Raw genomic sequence first — 16,036 nt, forward strand, 5'->3', positions numbered from 1 at the left:
AATCGCGGGCGTGCCTTTTCTGCATGCGCGCCGTCGCGCCATCAGCAGGCGATCATGCCCCCTCGTGCGTGAAATCGATCAGCACCTTCATCGCACGCTGCCGGTCACCGGCCAGCTCGAACGCGCGGTTCGCGTCGCGCATCGGGAACACGCCCGTCACGGCCGGGCGCAAGTCGACGCGCTGCGCATTGATCAGCTGCACCGCGAGCGCGAATTCCGCATGGAAGCGGAATGAACCGCATATCGACAGTTCCTTCGCGACCACGACGTTCTGCGGCAGGCTGACATCGCCGCCGAGCCCGAGCTGCACGACGATGCCGCGCGGCCGCATCACGTCGAGACCGTCGCGCAATGCGCGCTCATTGCCCGAACACTCGATCATCACGTCGAACGTCCCCTTGTCGGCACCGTAGCGCGCGACCCAGCCGGTGTCCGTCGACGCGTTGATCGCGTGATCCGCGCCGAGCGCGCGGGCAACCTCGAGCGGCGCATCGACCACGTCGGTCGCGACGATCTCCGCCGCCCCATGCACGCGCGCCGCCGCGACCGCCAGCACGCCGATGGGCCCGCACCCCGACACGAGCACGCGGCGGCCGATCAGCGGGCCCGCGCGCGACACCGCATGAAGCCCGACCGCGAACGGCTCGGCGAGCGCCGCGAGCGACAGCGGCACATGGTCCGCGACCTTCACGCACTGCGCGGCATCGCACACGAGCGCGTTGCGAAATGCGCCCTGCACGTGCGGCATGCGCATCGCGCTGCCATAGAAGCGCATGTCGAGACACTGGTTCGGAAGCCCTTCCAGGCAGTAGCGGCACGCGCCGCACGGGCGGCTCGGATTCACCGCGACGCGATCGCCGACCGTCACCGACGTCACGTCCGGCGCAACGGCCGCCACCGTGCCGGCCACTTCATGGCCGAGCACCATCGGCTGCTGCAGCCGGATCGCGCCGAAGCCGCCGTGCCGGAAGTAATGGAGGTCGGAGCCGCAGATGCCGCCCATTGCGACATCGACGCGCACCTGGCCCGGGCCGATCTCGCCCGCGTCCTGCTCTTCGAGCCGCAGGTCGTTCGGACCGTGGATCACGAGACACATGCAACGCATACGCATGACGTTCTCCTATACGGCGCTGGTCAGGCCGCCGTCGACGAACAGCGTCTGGCCGTTCACGAAATCGGATGCGGCCGATGCGAGGAAGATCGCGGCGCCGCACAGCTCGTCGACGCGTCCCCAGCGGCCGGCCGGCGTGCGCTTGCAGAGCCATTCTGAGAACGCCGCGTCGTCGACCAGCGCGCGGTTCAGCTCCGTCTCGAAATAGCCTGGCGCGAGGCCGTTCGCCTGGATGCCGTGACGCGCCCAGTCGGCGCACATCCCTTTCGTCAGCATCCGCACCGCGCCCTTCGTCGCCGCATACGGTGCGATCGTCGGCCGCGCAAGCTCGCTCTGCACCGAGCAGATGTTGATGATCTTGCCGCGGCCGCGCGCGATCATGTGGCGCGCCACCGCCTGCGCGACGTTGAACACGCCGTCGAGATTCACGCGCATCAGCGCGTGCCAGTCGTCCGGCTCGAATGCATCGAGCGGCGCGCGGCGCTGGATGCCCGCGTTGTTCACGAGGATGTCGATCGCGCCGACGCGCGCCTCGAAATCGTCGATCGCCGCACGCACCTGCGCATGCTCGGCGACATCGAACACCGCGTAATCGGCCGCGAAGCCTTCCACGCGGAAATGGTGCGCGAGCGTCGCGGCCTTCTCCTCATTGCGGTCGTTGATCACGATCGCCGCGCCGGCTTCCGCGAGCCCGCGGGCGAGTGTCAGCCCGATCCCGCGTCCGGAACCCGTGATCAGTGCGCGGCGGCCGTCCAGCCGGAACCGGTCAAGCGCGTTGCCCATGCATGTCTCCTCGTGCCATCGAGCCGACCGCCGGTCGCGGCCGGTCTCGCGATGAGCGTATCTTCGGCGCTCGGCCGGGGCCGCGCCAATGGTCTTTTTTGATCCGGTTATCATGAAATCCGATCACCATCCGCTGCCGCCCGCCCACCATGGAATTCAAGCAATTGCGCGCCTTCGTCACGCTCGCTGAAGAGCTGCATTTCGGGCGCGCCGCGCAGCGCCTGTTCATCGTGCAGTCCGCGCTGAGCATGCAGATCAAGGCGCTCGAGGAAGATCTGGGCGCACGCCTGTTCGAGCGCGACCGCCACAAGGTCGAACTCAGTGATACCGGACGCGTGTTCCTGCCCGAGGCGCGGGCGACGCTGCAGCAAGCCGCGCGTGCGGAGCAGATGGCGCGGCTGTCGAGCCGCGGCGAGATCGGCACGCTGCGCATCGCGTTCGTGTCGTCCGTGCTGCCGGCGCTGTTGCCGGCCGTGCTGCGCACGATGCGCGAGCGCTATCCGCTGATCGCGCTCGAATTGAAGGATCTGCCGACGCCCGACCAGATCGCCGCGCTGCGCGACCGGCGCATCGATTTCGGAATGATCCGGCTGCCGGCCGCGTACGCGGGAATCGACACGCGCGTGGTGCTCGAGGAAGGCTTCGTCGTCGCGCTGCCGCTCGACCATCCGCTTGCCGCGCACGAGACGATCACGCCGGCCGCGTTGCGCGGACAGCCCGCGTTCGTGCTCGCGCGCCGCTACGCGCCCGGCTTTCACGACGACATGCTGCTCGCGCTGAGCCGCGCGGGCACGACGCTCGAGATCGCGCAGGAGTTCGGGGAATTCACGACGATGCTCGCGCTCGTCGCGGCCGGGATGGGGATCGGGCTGATGCCGGCGGAAGCCGCGAGCGCGTCGCCGCCGAACGTGCTCGCGCGACCGCTCGACCTGGCCGGGCACCGGACCGGCATCGGGCTCGCGTGGACCGACCTCGACAGCCCGCTGAAGCGCGCGTTCGTAGACGCGCTCGAACATGTGACGGCGAACGCCGGGCAATAAAAAGCCCGGCCGGAAAAACCGGGCCGGGCTCGTTCGCCACGCCGGCCGCCTTGCGGCGGCCGCGCAACGTGCGGGATTACTTCGCGTTCGCGAACGCGACTGCCGTATCCAGCATGCGGTTCGAGAAACCCCACTCGTTGTCGTACCAGCTCGACACCTTGACGAGGCGGCCCGACACCTTGGTCAGCGTCGCGTCGAACGTCGACGAAGCCGGGTTGTGGTTGAAGTCGATCGACACCAGCGGCGCATCGTTGTAGCCGAGGATACCCTTCAGCGCGCCTTCCGATGCTTCCTTCATGATCGCGTTGACTTCCTCGACCGTCGTGTCGCGCTTCGCGATGAACGACAGGTCGACGATCGACACGTTGATCGTCGGGACGCGGATCGCGTAGCCGTCGAGCTTGCCGTTCAGTTCCGGCAGCACGAGGCCGACGGCGGACGCAGCGCCCGTCTTCGTCGGGATCTGGCTGTGGGTGGCCGAACGCGCGCGGCGCAGGTCTTCGTGGTACACGTCCGTCAGCACCTGGTCGTTCGTGTACGCGTGGATCGTCGTCATCAGGCCGGTTTCGAGGCCGATCTTGTCGTTCAGCGGCTTGACGAGCGGCGCGAGGCAGTTCGTCGTGCACGATGCGTTCGAGATGACGGTGTGCTCGGCCTTCAGCACGTCGTGGTTCACGCCGTAGACGATCGTCGCGTCGACGTCCTTGCCGCCCGGCGCCGAGATGATCACCTTCTTCGCGCCGCCCTTCAGGTGCGCGCTCGCCTTTTCCTTCGTCGTGAAGAAGCCCGTGCATTCCATCACGACGTCGACGCCCAGCTCGCCCCACGGCAGTTCGGCCGGGTTGCGGTTCGCCAGCACGCGGATCTTGTCGCCGTTCACGACGAGGTAGTCGCCGTCGACCGACACTTCGCCCGGGAACTTGCCGTGCGCGGTGTCGTACTGGGTCAGGTGCGCGTTGGTCTTCGCATCGCCCAGGTCGTTGATCGCGACGATCTCGAGATCGTGCTTCTTGCCGTTTTCATAAAACGCGCGCAGCGTGTTGCGGCCGATACGGCCGTAGCCGTTGATTGCGACGCGAATCGTCATGGTCTATCTCCTGATGGCTGAAAAAATTCGTTTCGTGCAGCTTCACGGTGCGACGCGCGCGGGGGTAGCGCGCGTCGCGAATGGTTTTAGGCCAGCACGGCCTTCGCGGTCTCGACGACGTGCTCGACAGTGAAGCCGAAGTACTTGAACAGCACGCCGGCCGGCGCCGACTCGCCGAACGTGTCGATCCCGACGACGCCGCCTTCGAGGCCGACGTACTTGTGCCAGAACGCGGTCACGCCCGCTTCGATCGCGACGCGGCGCACGCCGTGCGGCAGCACGCGTTCGCGGTATTCGGCGTCCTGGCGGTCAAACACGTTGGTCGACGGCATCGACACGACGCGGGCTGCGATGCCCTGCTGCGCGAGCGGCTCGACGGCCTTCATCGCGAGTTCGACTTCCGAGCCCGTCGCGATCAGGATGATCTTGCGCGCGACGATCTCTTCGTCCCAGTCCTTCAGCACGTAGCCGCCCTTCTCGATGTTCGCGATCTGCGAATCCGTGCGCGGGTTGAACGCGAGGTTCTGGCGGCTGAAGATCAGGCTCGACGGACGATCCGCGGCAACCGCGTGGGTCCATGCGACGGCCGTCTCGACCGTGTCGGCCGGACGCCATACGTCGTGGTTCGGGATCAGGCGCAGGCTCGACACGTGCTCGATCGACTGGTGCGTCGGGCCGTCTTCGCCGAGGCCGATCGAATCGTGCGTGAACACGAAGATCGACGGGACCTTCATCAGCGCGGCGACGCGCAGCGCGTTGCGGCTGTAGTCGGAGAACGTCAGGAACGTGCCGCCGAACGGCTTGTGGCCGCCGTGCAGCGCGAGGCCGTTGATCGCGGCGCTCATGCCGAATTCGCGCACGCCGTAGTTGATGTGGTTGCCCAGCACGACGCCCGCGCCTTCCGGATTCGCGCGGACCGCCTTCGATGCCTTCCAGTTGGTCAGGTTCGAGCCGGTCAGGTCGGCCGAGCCGCCGAGCAGTTCCGGCAGTGCGGCAGCCAGCCCTTCGATCGCCTGCTGCGATGCCTTGCGGGTCGCGACCGTCTCGGCGCGCTCGTTCGCGCCGGCGATGATCGCCGCGGCCTTCTCGGCCCAGTCGGCCGGCAGCTTGTTGGCCATCCGGCGTTCGAATTCGGCGGCTTCTGCCGGGAATTTCGCGCGATATTGCGCGAACGTCGCGTCCCAGTCGGACTCGGCACGCTTGCCGGCTTCCTTCGCGTCCCATGCCGCATAGACTTCCTGCGGAATCACGAACGGCTCCCACTTCCAGCCGAGCGCTTCGCGCGTCTTCGCGATTTCTTCCGCGCCGAGCGCAGCGCCATGCACGTCGTGGCCGCCGGCCTTGGTCGCCGCGCCCTTGCCGATCACCGTCTTGCAGCAGATCAGCGTCGGCTTGTCCGACAGCTTCGCCTTCGCGATCGCCGCGTCGACCGCGTCGACGTCATGGCCGTTCACGTTCGGGATCACGTTCCAGCCGTAGGCCTCGAAACGCTTCGGGGTGTCGTCGTGGAACCAGTTGACGACGTCGCCGTCGATCGAGATGCCGTTGTCGTCGTACAGCGCGACCAGCTTGTTCAGCTTCAGCGTGCCCGCGAGCGAGCAGGCTTCGTGCGAGATGCCTTCCATCAGGCAGCCGTCGCCGAGGAATACGTACGTGTGGTGATCGACGATCTTCGCGCCGTCACGGTTGAACTCGTCGGCCATCAGCGCTTCGCCGAGCGCCATGCCGACCGCGTTCGCGAGACCCTGGCCGAGCGGGCCGGTGGTCGTCTCGACGCCCGGCGTGATGCCGTATTCGGGGTGGCCCGGCGTCTTCGAATGCAGCTGGCGGAAGTTCTTCAGCTCTTCCATCGGCAGGTCGTAGCCGGTCAGGTGCAGCAGCGAGTAAAGCAGCATCGAGCCATGGCCGTTCGACAGCACGAAGCGGTCGCGGTCTGCCCAGTGCGGGTTCGTCGGGTTGTGCTTCAGGTGGCGCGACCAGAGCGCAACGCCGATTTCGGCCATGCCCATCGGCATGCCGGGGTGGCCGGAGTTCGCTTGCTGGACGGCGTCCATCGCGAGCGCACGGATCGCGTTGGCCATCAGAGTGGTAGAGGCGGGAGACGAAGTCGTCATGTCGAGTCCGGAGAACGAGTCGAGGAAACGGGGGCACGGCGGCATCCGGAAGCTCGAGCGTCAATCGTTCCCGGCGCGCGGTGCGGCGCCTGACGGACGCGAAGCGGACGGAGCCTACGGACGGGGCTGCAAAGCTCGTCATTTTAACAGATGGGCTGACATTTCCCTTGTCGGCGCGCGGTGTTCCGGCACGCTTTTCCGCGGAACCGCACGCCTCCTATAATTCAGGCGTCGGAACTGCCCGCCCCGAGCGGCCCGCCCGTGAACACGACCCTTCTCTTCCATCCCACGCCCGACGCCGCGTACGGCTTCCCGAACGCACGCCGGCTCGCGCACGTCGCGTCGCCGCACCAGCACATCGAAGTCTGGGACACCCCGCAGCTCGGCCGCCTCTTCACGCTGGACGGACGGCCGATGACGTCGGTCGGCGACGAATACGTGTACCACGAGTGCATGACGCACCCGGCCGCGCTCGCGCATCCGTGCCCGCGCAAGGCGCTCGTGCTCGGCGGCGGCGATGGCGGCGCGGCGCGTCAGCTGCTCAAGCACGCGTGCATCGAGCGGATCGTCGTCGCGGAGCTCGACGACGAGGTGGTCGGCATGGCGCGCCGCTATCTCGACGACGTGCATCAGGGCGCGCTCGACGACCCGCGCGTCGAGGTCGTGATCGGCGACGCCGCGCGTTTCGTCACGTCGACCGTCGAGCATTTCGACCTCGTCGTGTTCGACCTCACGCCACCCGATTCGCCGGCGGCCGGCCTCTATACGCGCGAGTTCTACGCGCGACTCAAGCGGATCCTCACGCCGTGCGGCGCGATCTCGATGCATCTCGGCTCGCCGGTGTTCCACGCGGCGCGCATCGCCGCGCTGCTCGCCGACCTGCGCGCGAGCTTCGCGGTCGTCGATCCGTTGTCCGCGCACGTGCCGCTGTACGGATCCCAATGGCTGATGGCGATCGCGAGCGACACGCTCGATGCGGCCGCGCTGTTCGCGCACGACATCGACGAGCGTCTCGCCGCGCGCCGCGTGCAGGGCCTGCGCTACTACGATGCGCGGCTCCATGCAGCCCTCTTTGCCCTGCCGCGCGCGCTGCGCGATACACTGGGCGCTCGCCGCTGAGCTTCGGGCGGACGCATCGTTCTGCGGGCTGGCCGCGCTTTCTCCCCCGCTCGACCCGCGACGCGCGGGCCCGGAACGATGCACGCGGGCAGCCGGCGTATCCTCGGCACCGTACCGGGCGCCCGCGCGCCAATACCCGTTGGACTGCAAAACATGGGACCGGAGTAACCGCTCAAGCGCCAACACCGTTCGACAGGAGATTTCATGACCGATCCACGTCCGGCCGACGTGCCTTGGTTGACGCCTTACCTGGCCGTGCGCAATGCGCATGCGGCCATCGAGTTCTTCCAGGCCGCATTCGGCTTCGAGTTGCGCGACGTCCTCGACGAGGACGGCGCGATCATGCACGTGGAGATGACCTACCGCGGGCAACTGATCGTGATGTTCGCGCCCGAAGGCGCGTTCGGCTCCACCGCGCTCACGCCGAAGAGTGCGGGCGCAACCGCCCCGCAGTCGTTTTACCTGTATGTCGACGACGTCGACGCAACCTGGCAGCGCGCGCTCGATGCGGGCGCGAAATCGCTGACCGCACCGCAAGACCAATTCTGGGGCGACCGCTTCGCGCAGATCGAGGATCTCGACGGCTATCGCTGGGCGCTCGCGCGCCGCCTGAGCGCATGAACGGAGCCGCGATACGCATGAGTGAAGCCACCACCACCGCGGCCGTGCCGCGCTTTTTCGTCGAGGCGGCGCTGCGCACCGACGCGACGCTCGCGTTGCCGGCCGACGTCGCGCGTCACGCGCAAGTGCTGCGGCTGCAGCCCGGCGACGCGCTGGCACTGTTCGACGGCAGCGGCGGCCAGTACCGCGCGCGGCTCGTCGAGATCGACAAGCGCAGCGCGCTCGCGCAGATCGAAGCGTTCGACCCGTCCGAGGCCGAGCCGCCCTATCGCGTGACGCTCGCGCAAGGCATCGCCGGCGGCGACAAGATGGACTGGGTGATCGAGAAGGCCGTCGAGCTCGGCGTCGCTGCGGTCGTGCCGCTGTCGACCGCGCGCGGCGTCGTGAAACTGTCGGGGGAGCGCGCGGACAAGCGCGTTGCGCACTGGCGCGGCGTCGTGCGCGCGTCGTGCGAACAATGCGGGCGCAACCGCGTGCCCGACGTCGCGCCGGTACGCGGCTTCGGCGCCTGGCTCGACACGCTGCCGGCCGCGCCGTCCGACGGCGAACTGCGGCTGCTGCTGTCGCCGCGCGCGAGCATCCCGTTCGCGTCGCTGCCCGACGCACCGCCCGCGGCGGCAGTCACGCTGCTGATAGGCCCCGAAGGCGGGCTGTCGCCGGACGAGGAAAATGCGGCACGCGCACACGGGTTCACCGCATTGTCGCTCGGCCCGCGCGTGCTGCGCACCGAGACGGCCGGCGCGGCTGTGCTCGCGGCGCTGGCCGCGCGCTGGGGCGGCTGGTGACGAACCCGACGTGCCGCGACCCGCGGCGCCCCGGCACGCGGGGTCGCCACTTGAATGCGGCGCGTTTCGATCTTGCGGCTTGCTGCGACTTGCCGCTCGACGAGCGGTGCGGCATCAGGTTGGACAATGCGTCGAGCACCGGCGTCAGCACGTGTTGCACGCTGCCGGTTGCCCAGTCGACATCGAGGCCGTCAAGATCGATCGTGCCCGTCATCGAGCGCGTCACCGGCGACGCATCCGGCACCTCCGTCCTGCCTGCGTCGCGCGGACGCAAAAAAGCCCGCGCGAGGCGGGCCTTTTGCCGGATCGGCCGCGTTCGGGCGGCCGACAGATTCGCGCTTTACGCGAACGAATAGAACACGCGGAACGCGACCTTGCGCTCGGCCCAGAATTCGGCGGCTTCGCGGAACACGTCGAGCAGTGTCTCGCGCCCTTCCTTGTCGAATTTCTGCGCGATCGGCAGCCCTTCCAGGACGATCACGAAACCGGGCTGCGCGCCGGCCTTCGCGACGAGGTCGGTCAGGCAGTCGTACAGCGCATCGTAGTTCTTCCCGAAATGCTTCGGAAACAGGAACGACGTCGCGATCGTCTCCATCACTTCCTGCTTCGACTGCGCGGCGCCGCAATATGCATACAGGAAATGCTGGCCGAGCCGGCTGGCTTCGTCGGCAAGATCCTGCACGCGGAACGCGCGGATCGACTGCACGAGATTGGGTCGCACGGTCGTGAAAAGGCTCATAGGCTCCTCGTTCGATGAAAGCCCGGGCTCGGCTTCCTGTTGCTCCGGGCCGCCGCCGGCCTGTGCCGCCGCGTGGAGTTGCATCACGCGCTGAAACAGATTGCCGTCGCCGGCCGCGAACAGTTCCGCCGCCGCCGTATCGTGCGCGTAGATGGAGTCGCTCATGCCGTTCATCCCGAAGTCATTCAACAATACGTTTAAAACTGTTGTAGTGGTCGTCCGTGTAATAACAGTTGTCGATCCGGCGCAATGGCCCGCCGCAGACGATCCGGCGCGCGCCGCGATTGCGTGCGCGCGGCGTCGGCACCGTGTACTCGTGGTAGTAGCCGCGCTTCGCCTTCGGCAGGATCCGCTCGCGGTTGCCGAAGACGACGCCGTCTTTCTCGTACGGATAGGGGCCACCGGCGCCGATCAGGCCAAGCGTGGTCACGGCCTCGCGCGGCAGACGGGCGGTCGGGATCGTATCGACCCCGCCGACGGCCAGGTCGGCCGAAACGGCCTGCCGTGCGTAAGCGGCGGAAACCAGACTGCCCGTCGGCGTACCGACGATACCCATCGCGAACATCGCGAAGACGGACGCGAGCGCGCCGTTGCGGAGCCACTTGCGTGCCATGAACCAGGGTTCCCGCTGTTAAATCAAGTAGTTGACGACCAACCAAAGGCGTTAGCGTAGCGCTATTGTCCGCGCGAATCAATGTTCGTTTGGGAATCGAAAGGCTGGCGCCGCCCGGAATCGTGCATTTTTTACCGAAACAAGACTACATATATCTTACATGAGATAAAATACCGGCGGCATCTCTCGTATGGCAAGACCCTGCCTCCTTGCCACGCTCGCTACCCGGAGTGGAGAGATGCTGCTGCTGCTTGCGGGAAGCGCGTTTGCGCCCTGCCCGACGGCGTGCCCTTTGCGGGCACGCCTCTTTTTGCTTTTGTTTACAATTTCGCCCGGCGCGCGGCACCGGTTCGACCGTTGCCGCGCGGTTCGTTCCGACTCAGCGTGCGGCGTTCACGTCGGCGACCAGCAGCGCCGCCATGTTGACGATGCGGCGAACGGTCGCCGATTCGGTCAGCACGTGCACCGGCTGGGCTGCGCCCAGCAGGATCGGCCCGATCGCGATGTTGTTGCCGGCGGCCGTCTTCAGCAGGTTGTACGCGATGTTCGCGGCATCGATGTTCGGCAGGATCAGCAGGTTCGCATCGCCTTCCAGCGTCGATTCGGGCAGGATTTCCTTGCGCAGCGCCGCGTCGAGCGCGACGTCGCCGTGCATTTCGCCGTCGACCTTCAACTCCGGCGCACGTTCCTGCAGGATCGCGAGCGTATCGCGCATCTTCTGCGCCGAAGGCGCGTTGCTCGTACCGAAATTCGAGTGCGACAGCAGCGCGACCTTCGGCTCGATGCCGAACCGGCGCACTTCTTCCGCGGCCATGATCGTGATCTCGGCAAGTTGCTCCGGGGTCGGATCGACGTTCACGTGCGTGTCGACCAGGAAGATCTGGCGGCCCGGCAGCACGAGGCCGTTCATCGCCGCGTACACGCTGCAGCCAGGGCGCTTGCCGATCACCTGGTCGATGAAGTGAAGGTGGCGGTGGGTGGTGCTGATCGTGCCGCAGATCATCCCGTCCGCTTCGCCCTTCTTCACCAGCATCGAGCCGATCAGCGTCGTGCGGCGGCGCATCTCGACACGGGCCAGCTGCTCGCTGATGCCCTTGCGCGCCATCATCTTGTAGTACGTCTGCCAGAAGTCGCGGTAGCGCTCGTCGTGTTCGGTGTTGACGACCGTGAAGTCGGTGCCCGGCGTGAGGCGCAGGCCGTAGCGCTGGATACGGTGCTCGATCACCGACGGACGGCCGATCAGGATCGGCGTCGCGAGCTTCTCGTCGACGATGATCTGGACGGCGCGCAGCACGCGCTCTTCCTCGCCTTCCGCGAACACGACGCGCTTCTTCTCCGCCGGCGCGCTGCGCGCGAGCTGGAAGATCGGCTTCATCGTCGTGCCGCTGTGGTACACGAACTGCTGGAGGTGCACGCGGTACGCCTCCATGTCCTCGATCGGGCGCGTCGCGACGCCGCCGTCCATCGCGGCCTGCGCGACGGCCGGCGCGATCTTGACGATCAGGCGCGGATCGAACGGCTTCGGAATCAGGTATTCGGGCCCGAACGACAGGTCCTGGATCCCGTATGCGGTCGCGACGATGTCGCTCTGCTCGTGCTGCGCGAGTTCGGCGATCGCGTTGACGGCCGCGATCTCCATTTCACGCGTGATCGTCGTCGCGCCGACGTCGAGCGCGCCGCGGAAGATGAACGGGAAGCACAGGACGTTGTTGACCTGGTTCGGATAGTCGGTGCGGCCGGTCGCGAGGATCGCGTCGGGGCGCACTTCGAGCGCCGCTTCCGGCAGGATTTCCGGCGTCGGGTTCGCGAGCGCGAGGATCAGCGGGCGCTCGGCCATGCCCTTCACCATCTCCGGCTTCAGCACGCCGGCGGCCGACAGGCCGAGGAAGATGTCCGCGCCGTCGATCACCTCGGCCAGCGTGCGGGCGTCCGTTTCGCGGGCGAAACGCTCCTTGTCCGGATCCATCAGCTCGGTGCGGCCCTTGTAGACCACGCCGGCCAGGTCGGTCACGGTGATGTTCTCGAGCGGCAGGCCGATGTCGACCAGCAGGTCCAGGCACGCGAGCGCGGCCGCACCCGCGCCGGACGCGACGAGCTTCACCTTCTTGATGTCCTTGCCGACGACCTTGAGGCCGTTCGTGACGGCCGCGGCCACGACGATCGCGGTGCCGTGCTGGTCGTCGTGGAACACCGGGATCTTCATCCGCTTGCGCGCTTCACGCTCGACGATGAAGCAGTCCGGCGCCTTGATGTCTTCCAGGTTGATCCCGCCGAAGGTCGGCTCCAGCGCGGCGATCACGTCGACCAGCTTGTGCGGGTCCGACTCGTTCAGCTCGATGTCGAACACGTCGATGCCGGCGAACTTCTTGAACAGTACGGCCTTGCCTTCCATCACCGGCTTCGACGCGAGCGGGCCGATGTTGCCGAGCCCGAGCACCGCGGTGCCGTTCGTGACGACGCCGACCAGGTTGCTGCGCGCGGTGAAGCGCGCGGCGTTCAGCGGGTTCTCGACGATCTCCTCGCACGCGTAGGCGACACCCGGCGAATACGCGAGCGCGAGGTCGCGCTGGTTGATCATCTGCTTGGTCGGGGCGATCGCGATTTTCCCCGGCGTCGGGAATTCGTGATAGTCGAGTGCGGCTTCGCGGAGCTTGGCTTTGGAGGAGGCTTGGGTCGACATGTGTCTCTTGACGGGCGGATTAGAATAACTGTTCGACGGCATTGTAGCGCCAATCGAAGGCCGCCAGACCGGCGATTCGGGTGCGACAGCCGCGACAAAAATGTACTGAACGGTGCAGGAACGGCGCCGTTCGCTGCGTACAATGCCGTTCCCTTCACCGCTTCCGGGTCCGTCCGCCGTGCCAGCCGCCCTGTCCGAGTTTTCGCTGATCGATCGCTTCTTCGCGCGCCGCGCGGCCCGGGGGGTGCGTGCGTCGACGCTCGGCATCGGCGACGATTGCGCGCTGATCGCCCCTCGATCCGGCAAATTGCTGGCCATTTCGACGGACATGCTGGTCGAAGGCCGCCATTTCTTCCCCGATGTCGCGCCCGACGCGCTCGGCCACAAGACGCTCGCGGTCAACCTGTCGGATCTCGCGGCGATGGGTGCCGAGCCGCGCGCGTTCACGCTCGCGTGCGCACTGCCGCGCGCGGACGCGGCGTGGCTCGAGGCATTCAGCAACGGGCTGTTCGCGCTCGCCGAGCGGTTCGGCTGCGAACTGATCGGCGGCGACACGACGAGCGGGCCGCTGAACCTGTGCGTGACCGTGTTCGGCGAAGTCTCGCCGGACGCGGCGTTGCGGCGCGATGCCGCGCGTGACGGCGACGACGTCTGGGTGTCCGGCACGCTCGGCGACGCCCGTGCTGGGCTCGGACTCGCGCGCGGCGAATGGACCGCCGGCGCGGACGAAGCCGCCGTGTTCCGGCAGGCGCTCGAGCGTCCCGAGCCGCGCATCGCGCTCGGGCTTGCGCTCGCGGGCGTCGCACATGCGGCGCTCGACATCTCGGACGGCCTCGCCGGCGACTTGCAGCACATCCTGACCCGCTCGAACGTGCGCGCCGAGATCGACGCCGACGCGGTGCCGCGCTCGGCCGCGCTCGCGACGCTGCCGCCCGACGTGCAGCGACGCTGCATGCTCGCCGGCGGCGACGACTACGAACTGTGCTTCACCGCGCCGGCCGCGGCCCGCGCGACGATCGAGGCAGCGGGCGCGAGCGCCGGCGTCCGGGTGACGCGAGTCGGTACAATACGCGCGTTGTCCTCGCCGTCGGAGCAGCCCGCGATCGCGTGGCGCGACGCCGCCGGCGCCCCCCTGACTCTCACGTTGCACGGTTTCGACCACTTCCATGCAGACTGACCCGACCGGGCAATCCGCGGCCGCGCCCGGCGCCGCCCGGAACGTGCCGCAGCGCGCCACGGCGCGCTTCATGCTGTCGCATCCGGCGCACATCGTGTCGCTCGGCTTCGGCAGCGGGCTCGCGCCGTTCATGCCCGGCACGTTCGGCTCGCTGTTCGGCTGGCTCACGTTCGTGGTGCTCAACCGCTACCTGACGGTGCCCGAATGGTGGGCGCTGATCGCGGTCGGCTTCGCGGCGGGCACGTGGATCACCGGTTTCACCGCACGAAAGATGGGCACGTCCGATCCGGGCGCCGTCGTCTGGGACGAAATCGTCGCGATCTGGCTCGTGATGCTGTTCGTCACGCCCGCGACCTTCATCGGCCAGTTGTGGGCGTTCGTCGTGTTCCGCTTCTTCGACATGCTCAAGCCGCCGCCGATCCGCTATTTCGACCGTCGCGTGAAAGGCGGGCTCGGCATCATGGTCGACGACCTGATCGCCGCGTTCATGACGCTGCTCGTGATCGCCGCCTGGCGCTCCGTCGTCGGCTGACCGATTTCCCGACTCCCGTTTCCCGTTTCCCGACGCGCATGCCAACCGATTCCGTCGTCCATCAGCTTGCGATCCGCGCAGGCAACAAGCTGCGTGACGAGCACCTGTCGCTCGCCACCGCCGAATCCTGCACGGGCGGCATGATCGCCGCCGCGATCACCGACATCTCCGGCAGCAGCCAGTGGTTCGAGCGCGGCTTCGTCACCTACTCGAACCAGGCGAAGATCGACATGATCGGCGTTCCATCCGACCTGATCGAGAAACACGGCGCCGTCAGCGAGCCGGTCGCACGCGCGATGGCCGAAGGTGCGCTGCGCAACAGCCGCGCGCAGGTCGCGCTGTCCGTCACCGGCATCGCCGGTCCCGCCGGCGGCAGCGAGAAGAAGCCGGTCGGCACCGTGTCGTTCGCATGGAGCAACCGGCTGCATACCGACGTCGAGACCCTCGTGTTCAAGGGCGACCGCGAGCAGATCCGCGCACAGGCGGCCGCGCATGCGCTGCGCGGGCTGCTGAAGCTGCTCGACGAGCGCGAAGGCTGATTCGCCGGCGCAGCGGCAGGGGCGGCCGCCCCTGCCCGCCGACTGAATTGCGTCGGGCTTCACGACGATCCAGTTCTTGTCCGCCGTGACCGGCAGGCCGAGCGCCTTCTGCCGCGCAGGCATGCGGTGCGCAAGCGACGGGAAAGTTGTTCGCGTGCACCAGGATGGCAGACACGCGAAGCAGGCGCGCGGCCCGCGGATGCGGACTCGGCGGTGAAAGGCCGCCCGGGCGGGCGGCCTGCGTTTCAGCGCTATTTCAGCGATGCGCGTTGATCGTATCGCGCGTCTTCTGCGCGGCGAGCGCGGCGGCTTCGGCGAAATCCTCACCCTTGCTCGCGTACAGGATCGCGCGCGACGAGTTGATCATCATCCCGGTGCCGTCGGCGGTGCGGCCCGCGTTGACGGTCGCCTGCACGTCGCCGCCCTGTGCGCCGATGCCGGGGATCAGGAGCGGCATGTCGCCGACGATCCCGCGCACGATCTCGATTTCCTTCGGGAACGTCGCACCGACCACGAGGCCGAGCTGGCCGTTCTTCGCATTCCACTTGTTCGCCGCGAGGTCGGCCACGACCTGGTACAGCGGCCGGCCGTTGGTGTCGAGGAACTGCAGGTCCGACCCGCCCGGGTTGGACGTGCGGCACAGCACGATCACGCCCTTGCCTTCATGCTCGAAGTACGGCTCCACCGAGTCGTAGCCCATGTACGGGTTCACCGTGACCGCGTCCGCGCGATAGCGCTCGAACGCCTCGCGCGCGTACTGCTCGGCCGTGCTGCCGATGTCGCCGCGCTTCGCGTCGAGGATCACGGGCAGCCCCGGATGCTGGAGGTGGATGTGCGCGATCAGGCGCTCGAGCTGATCTTCCGCGCGATGCGCGGCGAAGTACGCGATCTGCGGCTTGAACGCACTCGCGTATTGCGCGGTCGCGTCGACGATCTGCCGGCAGAATTCGAAGATCGCGTCGGGCTGGCCGTCGAACTGCACGGGAAAGCGCGACGGCTCGGGGTCGAGGCCGACGCACAGCAGCGAATTCGTGCGCTGCCACGCGGCGCGCAGCGATTCGATGAAAGTAAGCGGGGAAGACATGGCGGATACTCG

Annotated in this window: 15 protein-coding genes; 7 read left to right on the forward strand and 8 right to left on the reverse strand. The window is 67.7% G+C overall.

All coding sequences use genetic code 11. The features are described from left to right. Positions 1-52: 52 nt before the first annotated feature. Both DIE08_RS23150 and DIE08_RS23155 read right to left on the reverse strand, forming a co-directional pair. On the reverse strand, positions 53-1,111 hold the full coding sequence (locus tag DIE08_RS23150; RefSeq protein WP_124903766.1) for an L-idonate 5-dehydrogenase: 1,059 nt from the start codon (positions 1,109-1,111) through the stop codon (positions 53-55). 9 nt (positions 1,112-1,120) lie between these two features. Continuing rightward, positions 1,121-1,894, reverse strand: a complete 774-nt coding sequence (locus DIE08_RS23155; RefSeq protein WP_124903768.1) for an SDR family NAD(P)-dependent oxidoreductase — start codon at positions 1,892-1,894, stop codon at positions 1,121-1,123. A gap of 149 nt (positions 1,895-2,043) precedes the next feature. Here DIE08_RS23155 and DIE08_RS23160 point away from each other — a divergent pair, with 149 nt between their 5' ends. Continuing rightward, positions 2,044-2,934 carry a LysR family transcriptional regulator gene (locus DIE08_RS23160; RefSeq protein ID WP_124903770.1) on the forward strand — a complete coding sequence of 297 codons (891 nt, stop codon included), beginning with the start codon at positions 2,044-2,046 and terminating at the stop codon, positions 2,932-2,934. 76 nt (positions 2,935-3,010) lie between these two features. On the opposite strand, the gene gap is transcribed toward DIE08_RS23160, so the two are convergent. Both gap and tkt read right to left on the reverse strand, forming a co-directional pair. Continuing rightward, complete coding sequence (gene gap, locus DIE08_RS23165) at positions 3,011-4,021, reverse strand: type I glyceraldehyde-3-phosphate dehydrogenase (RefSeq protein ID WP_006485712.1); 1,011 nt, start codon at positions 4,019-4,021, stop codon at positions 3,011-3,013. An 86-nt stretch (positions 4,022-4,107) separates the two neighbouring features. Then, positions 4,108-6,180 (reverse strand): transketolase, encoded by a 2,073-nt coding sequence (gene tkt / locus DIE08_RS23170; RefSeq protein ID WP_124903772.1) that lies wholly within the window; start codon positions 6,178-6,180, stop codon positions 4,108-4,110. A 216-nt stretch (positions 6,181-6,396) separates the two neighbouring features. Between tkt and speE the strand changes: the two genes are divergently transcribed. From speE to DIE08_RS23185, 3 genes are all read left to right on the forward strand, one after another. Next, a complete protein-coding gene (speE, locus tag DIE08_RS23175; RefSeq protein WP_124903774.1) occupies positions 6,397-7,254 on the forward strand; it encodes a polyamine aminopropyltransferase in 858 nt (285 codons plus the stop codon). A gap of 204 nt (positions 7,255-7,458) precedes the next feature. Further along, complete coding sequence (locus DIE08_RS23180) at positions 7,459-7,875, forward strand: glyoxalase/bleomycin resistance/extradiol dioxygenase family protein (RefSeq protein WP_124903776.1); 417 nt, start codon at positions 7,459-7,461, stop codon at positions 7,873-7,875. A 17-nt stretch (positions 7,876-7,892) separates the two neighbouring features. Continuing rightward, a complete protein-coding gene (locus DIE08_RS23185) occupies positions 7,893-8,660 on the forward strand; it encodes a 16S rRNA (uracil(1498)-N(3))-methyltransferase (RefSeq protein ID WP_124903778.1) in 768 nt (255 codons plus the stop codon). A gap of 340 nt (positions 8,661-9,000) precedes the next feature. On the opposite strand, the gene DIE08_RS23190 is transcribed toward DIE08_RS23185, so the two are convergent. The 3 genes from DIE08_RS23190 to DIE08_RS23200 form a co-directional block, all read right to left on the reverse strand. Then, positions 9,001-9,564, reverse strand: coding sequence for a barstar family protein (locus DIE08_RS23190; protein ID WP_059608342.1), 564 nt, complete (start codon positions 9,562-9,564; stop codon positions 9,001-9,003). A gap of 16 nt (positions 9,565-9,580) precedes the next feature. Then, positions 9,581-10,012 carry a ribonuclease gene (locus tag DIE08_RS23195; RefSeq protein WP_006760307.1) on the reverse strand — a complete coding sequence of 144 codons (432 nt, stop codon included), beginning with the start codon at positions 10,010-10,012 and terminating at the stop codon, positions 9,581-9,583. A 379-nt stretch (positions 10,013-10,391) separates the two neighbouring features. Then, positions 10,392-12,734 carry an NADP-dependent malic enzyme gene (locus DIE08_RS23200; RefSeq protein ID WP_269467503.1) on the reverse strand — a complete coding sequence of 781 codons (2,343 nt, stop codon included), beginning with the start codon at positions 12,732-12,734 and terminating at the stop codon, positions 10,392-10,394. A 100-nt stretch (positions 12,735-12,834) separates the two neighbouring features. Between DIE08_RS23200 and thiL the strand changes: the two genes are divergently transcribed. From thiL to DIE08_RS23215, 3 genes are read left to right on the forward strand one after another with little or no spacing between them, the layout of a single operon-like run. Beyond that, on the forward strand, positions 12,835-13,869 hold the full coding sequence (gene thiL, locus DIE08_RS23205; protein ID WP_124903780.1) for a thiamine-phosphate kinase: 1,035 nt from the start codon (positions 12,835-12,837) through the stop codon (positions 13,867-13,869). Beyond that, positions 13,859-14,401, forward strand: coding sequence for a phosphatidylglycerophosphatase A (locus DIE08_RS23210; protein WP_059608215.1), 543 nt, complete (start codon positions 13,859-13,861; stop codon positions 14,399-14,401). The genes thiL and DIE08_RS23210 overlap by 11 nt, the downstream gene beginning before the upstream one ends. Positions 14,402-14,439: 38 nt before the next feature. Then, positions 14,440-14,940: a CinA family protein gene (locus DIE08_RS23215; protein WP_059608214.1), complete on the forward strand. Its 501-nt coding sequence runs from the start codon at positions 14,440-14,442 to the stop codon at positions 14,938-14,940. 256 nt (positions 14,941-15,196) lie between these two features. Here DIE08_RS23215 and pyrF read toward each other — a convergent pair whose 3' ends face one another. After that, positions 15,197-16,024, reverse strand: a complete 828-nt coding sequence (gene pyrF, locus DIE08_RS23220) for an orotidine-5'-phosphate decarboxylase (RefSeq protein WP_011350899.1) — start codon at positions 16,022-16,024, stop codon at positions 15,197-15,199. Between the last annotated feature and the right edge of the window lie 12 nt (positions 16,025-16,036).

This window comes from Burkholderia sp. Bp9004, assembly GCF_003858025.1.
Lineage (GTDB): Bacteria > Pseudomonadota > Gammaproteobacteria > Burkholderiales > Burkholderiaceae > Burkholderia > Burkholderia diffusa.

Excerpts from the sequence above, each read along its gene's own strand:
- DIE08_RS23150 (WP_124903766.1), bottom strand. The coding sequence starts at position 1,111 with ATGCGTATGCGTTGCATGTGTCTCGTGATCCACGGTCCGAACGACCTG.
- DIE08_RS23155 (WP_124903768.1), bottom strand. The coding sequence starts at position 1,894 with ATGGGCAACGCGCTTGACCGGTTCCGGCTGGACGGCCGCCGCGCACTG.
- DIE08_RS23160 (WP_124903770.1), top strand. The coding sequence starts at position 2,044 with ATGGAATTCAAGCAATTGCGCGCCTTCGTCACGCTCGCTGAAGAGCTG.
- gap (WP_006485712.1), bottom strand. The coding sequence starts at position 4,021 with ATGACGATTCGCGTCGCAATCAACGGCTACGGCCGTATCGGCCGCAAC.
- tkt (WP_124903772.1), bottom strand. The coding sequence starts at position 6,180 with ATGCCGCCGTGCCCCCGTTTCCTCGACTCGTTCTCCGGACTCGACATG.
- DIE08_RS23180 (WP_124903776.1), top strand. The coding sequence starts at position 7,459 with ATGACCGATCCACGTCCGGCCGACGTGCCTTGGTTGACGCCTTACCTG.
- DIE08_RS23185 (WP_124903778.1), top strand. The coding sequence starts at position 7,893 with ATGAGTGAAGCCACCACCACCGCGGCCGTGCCGCGCTTTTTCGTCGAG.
- DIE08_RS23190 (WP_059608342.1), bottom strand. The coding sequence starts at position 9,564 with ATGAGCGACTCCATCTACGCGCACGATACGGCGGCGGCGGAACTGTTC.
- DIE08_RS23195 (WP_006760307.1), bottom strand. The coding sequence starts at position 10,012 with ATGGCACGCAAGTGGCTCCGCAACGGCGCGCTCGCGTCCGTCTTCGCG.
- DIE08_RS23200 (WP_269467503.1), bottom strand. The coding sequence starts at position 12,734 with ATGCCGTCGAACAGTTATTCTAATCCGCCCGTCAAGAGACACATGTCG.
- thiL (WP_124903780.1), top strand. The coding sequence starts at position 12,835 with ATGCCGTTCCCTTCACCGCTTCCGGGTCCGTCCGCCGTGCCAGCCGCC.
- DIE08_RS23210 (WP_059608215.1), top strand. The coding sequence starts at position 13,859 with ATGCAGACTGACCCGACCGGGCAATCCGCGGCCGCGCCCGGCGCCGCC.
- DIE08_RS23215 (WP_059608214.1), top strand. The coding sequence starts at position 14,440 with ATGCCAACCGATTCCGTCGTCCATCAGCTTGCGATCCGCGCAGGCAAC.
- pyrF (WP_011350899.1), bottom strand. The coding sequence starts at position 16,024 with ATGTCTTCCCCGCTTACTTTCATCGAATCGCTGCGCGCCGCGTGGCAG.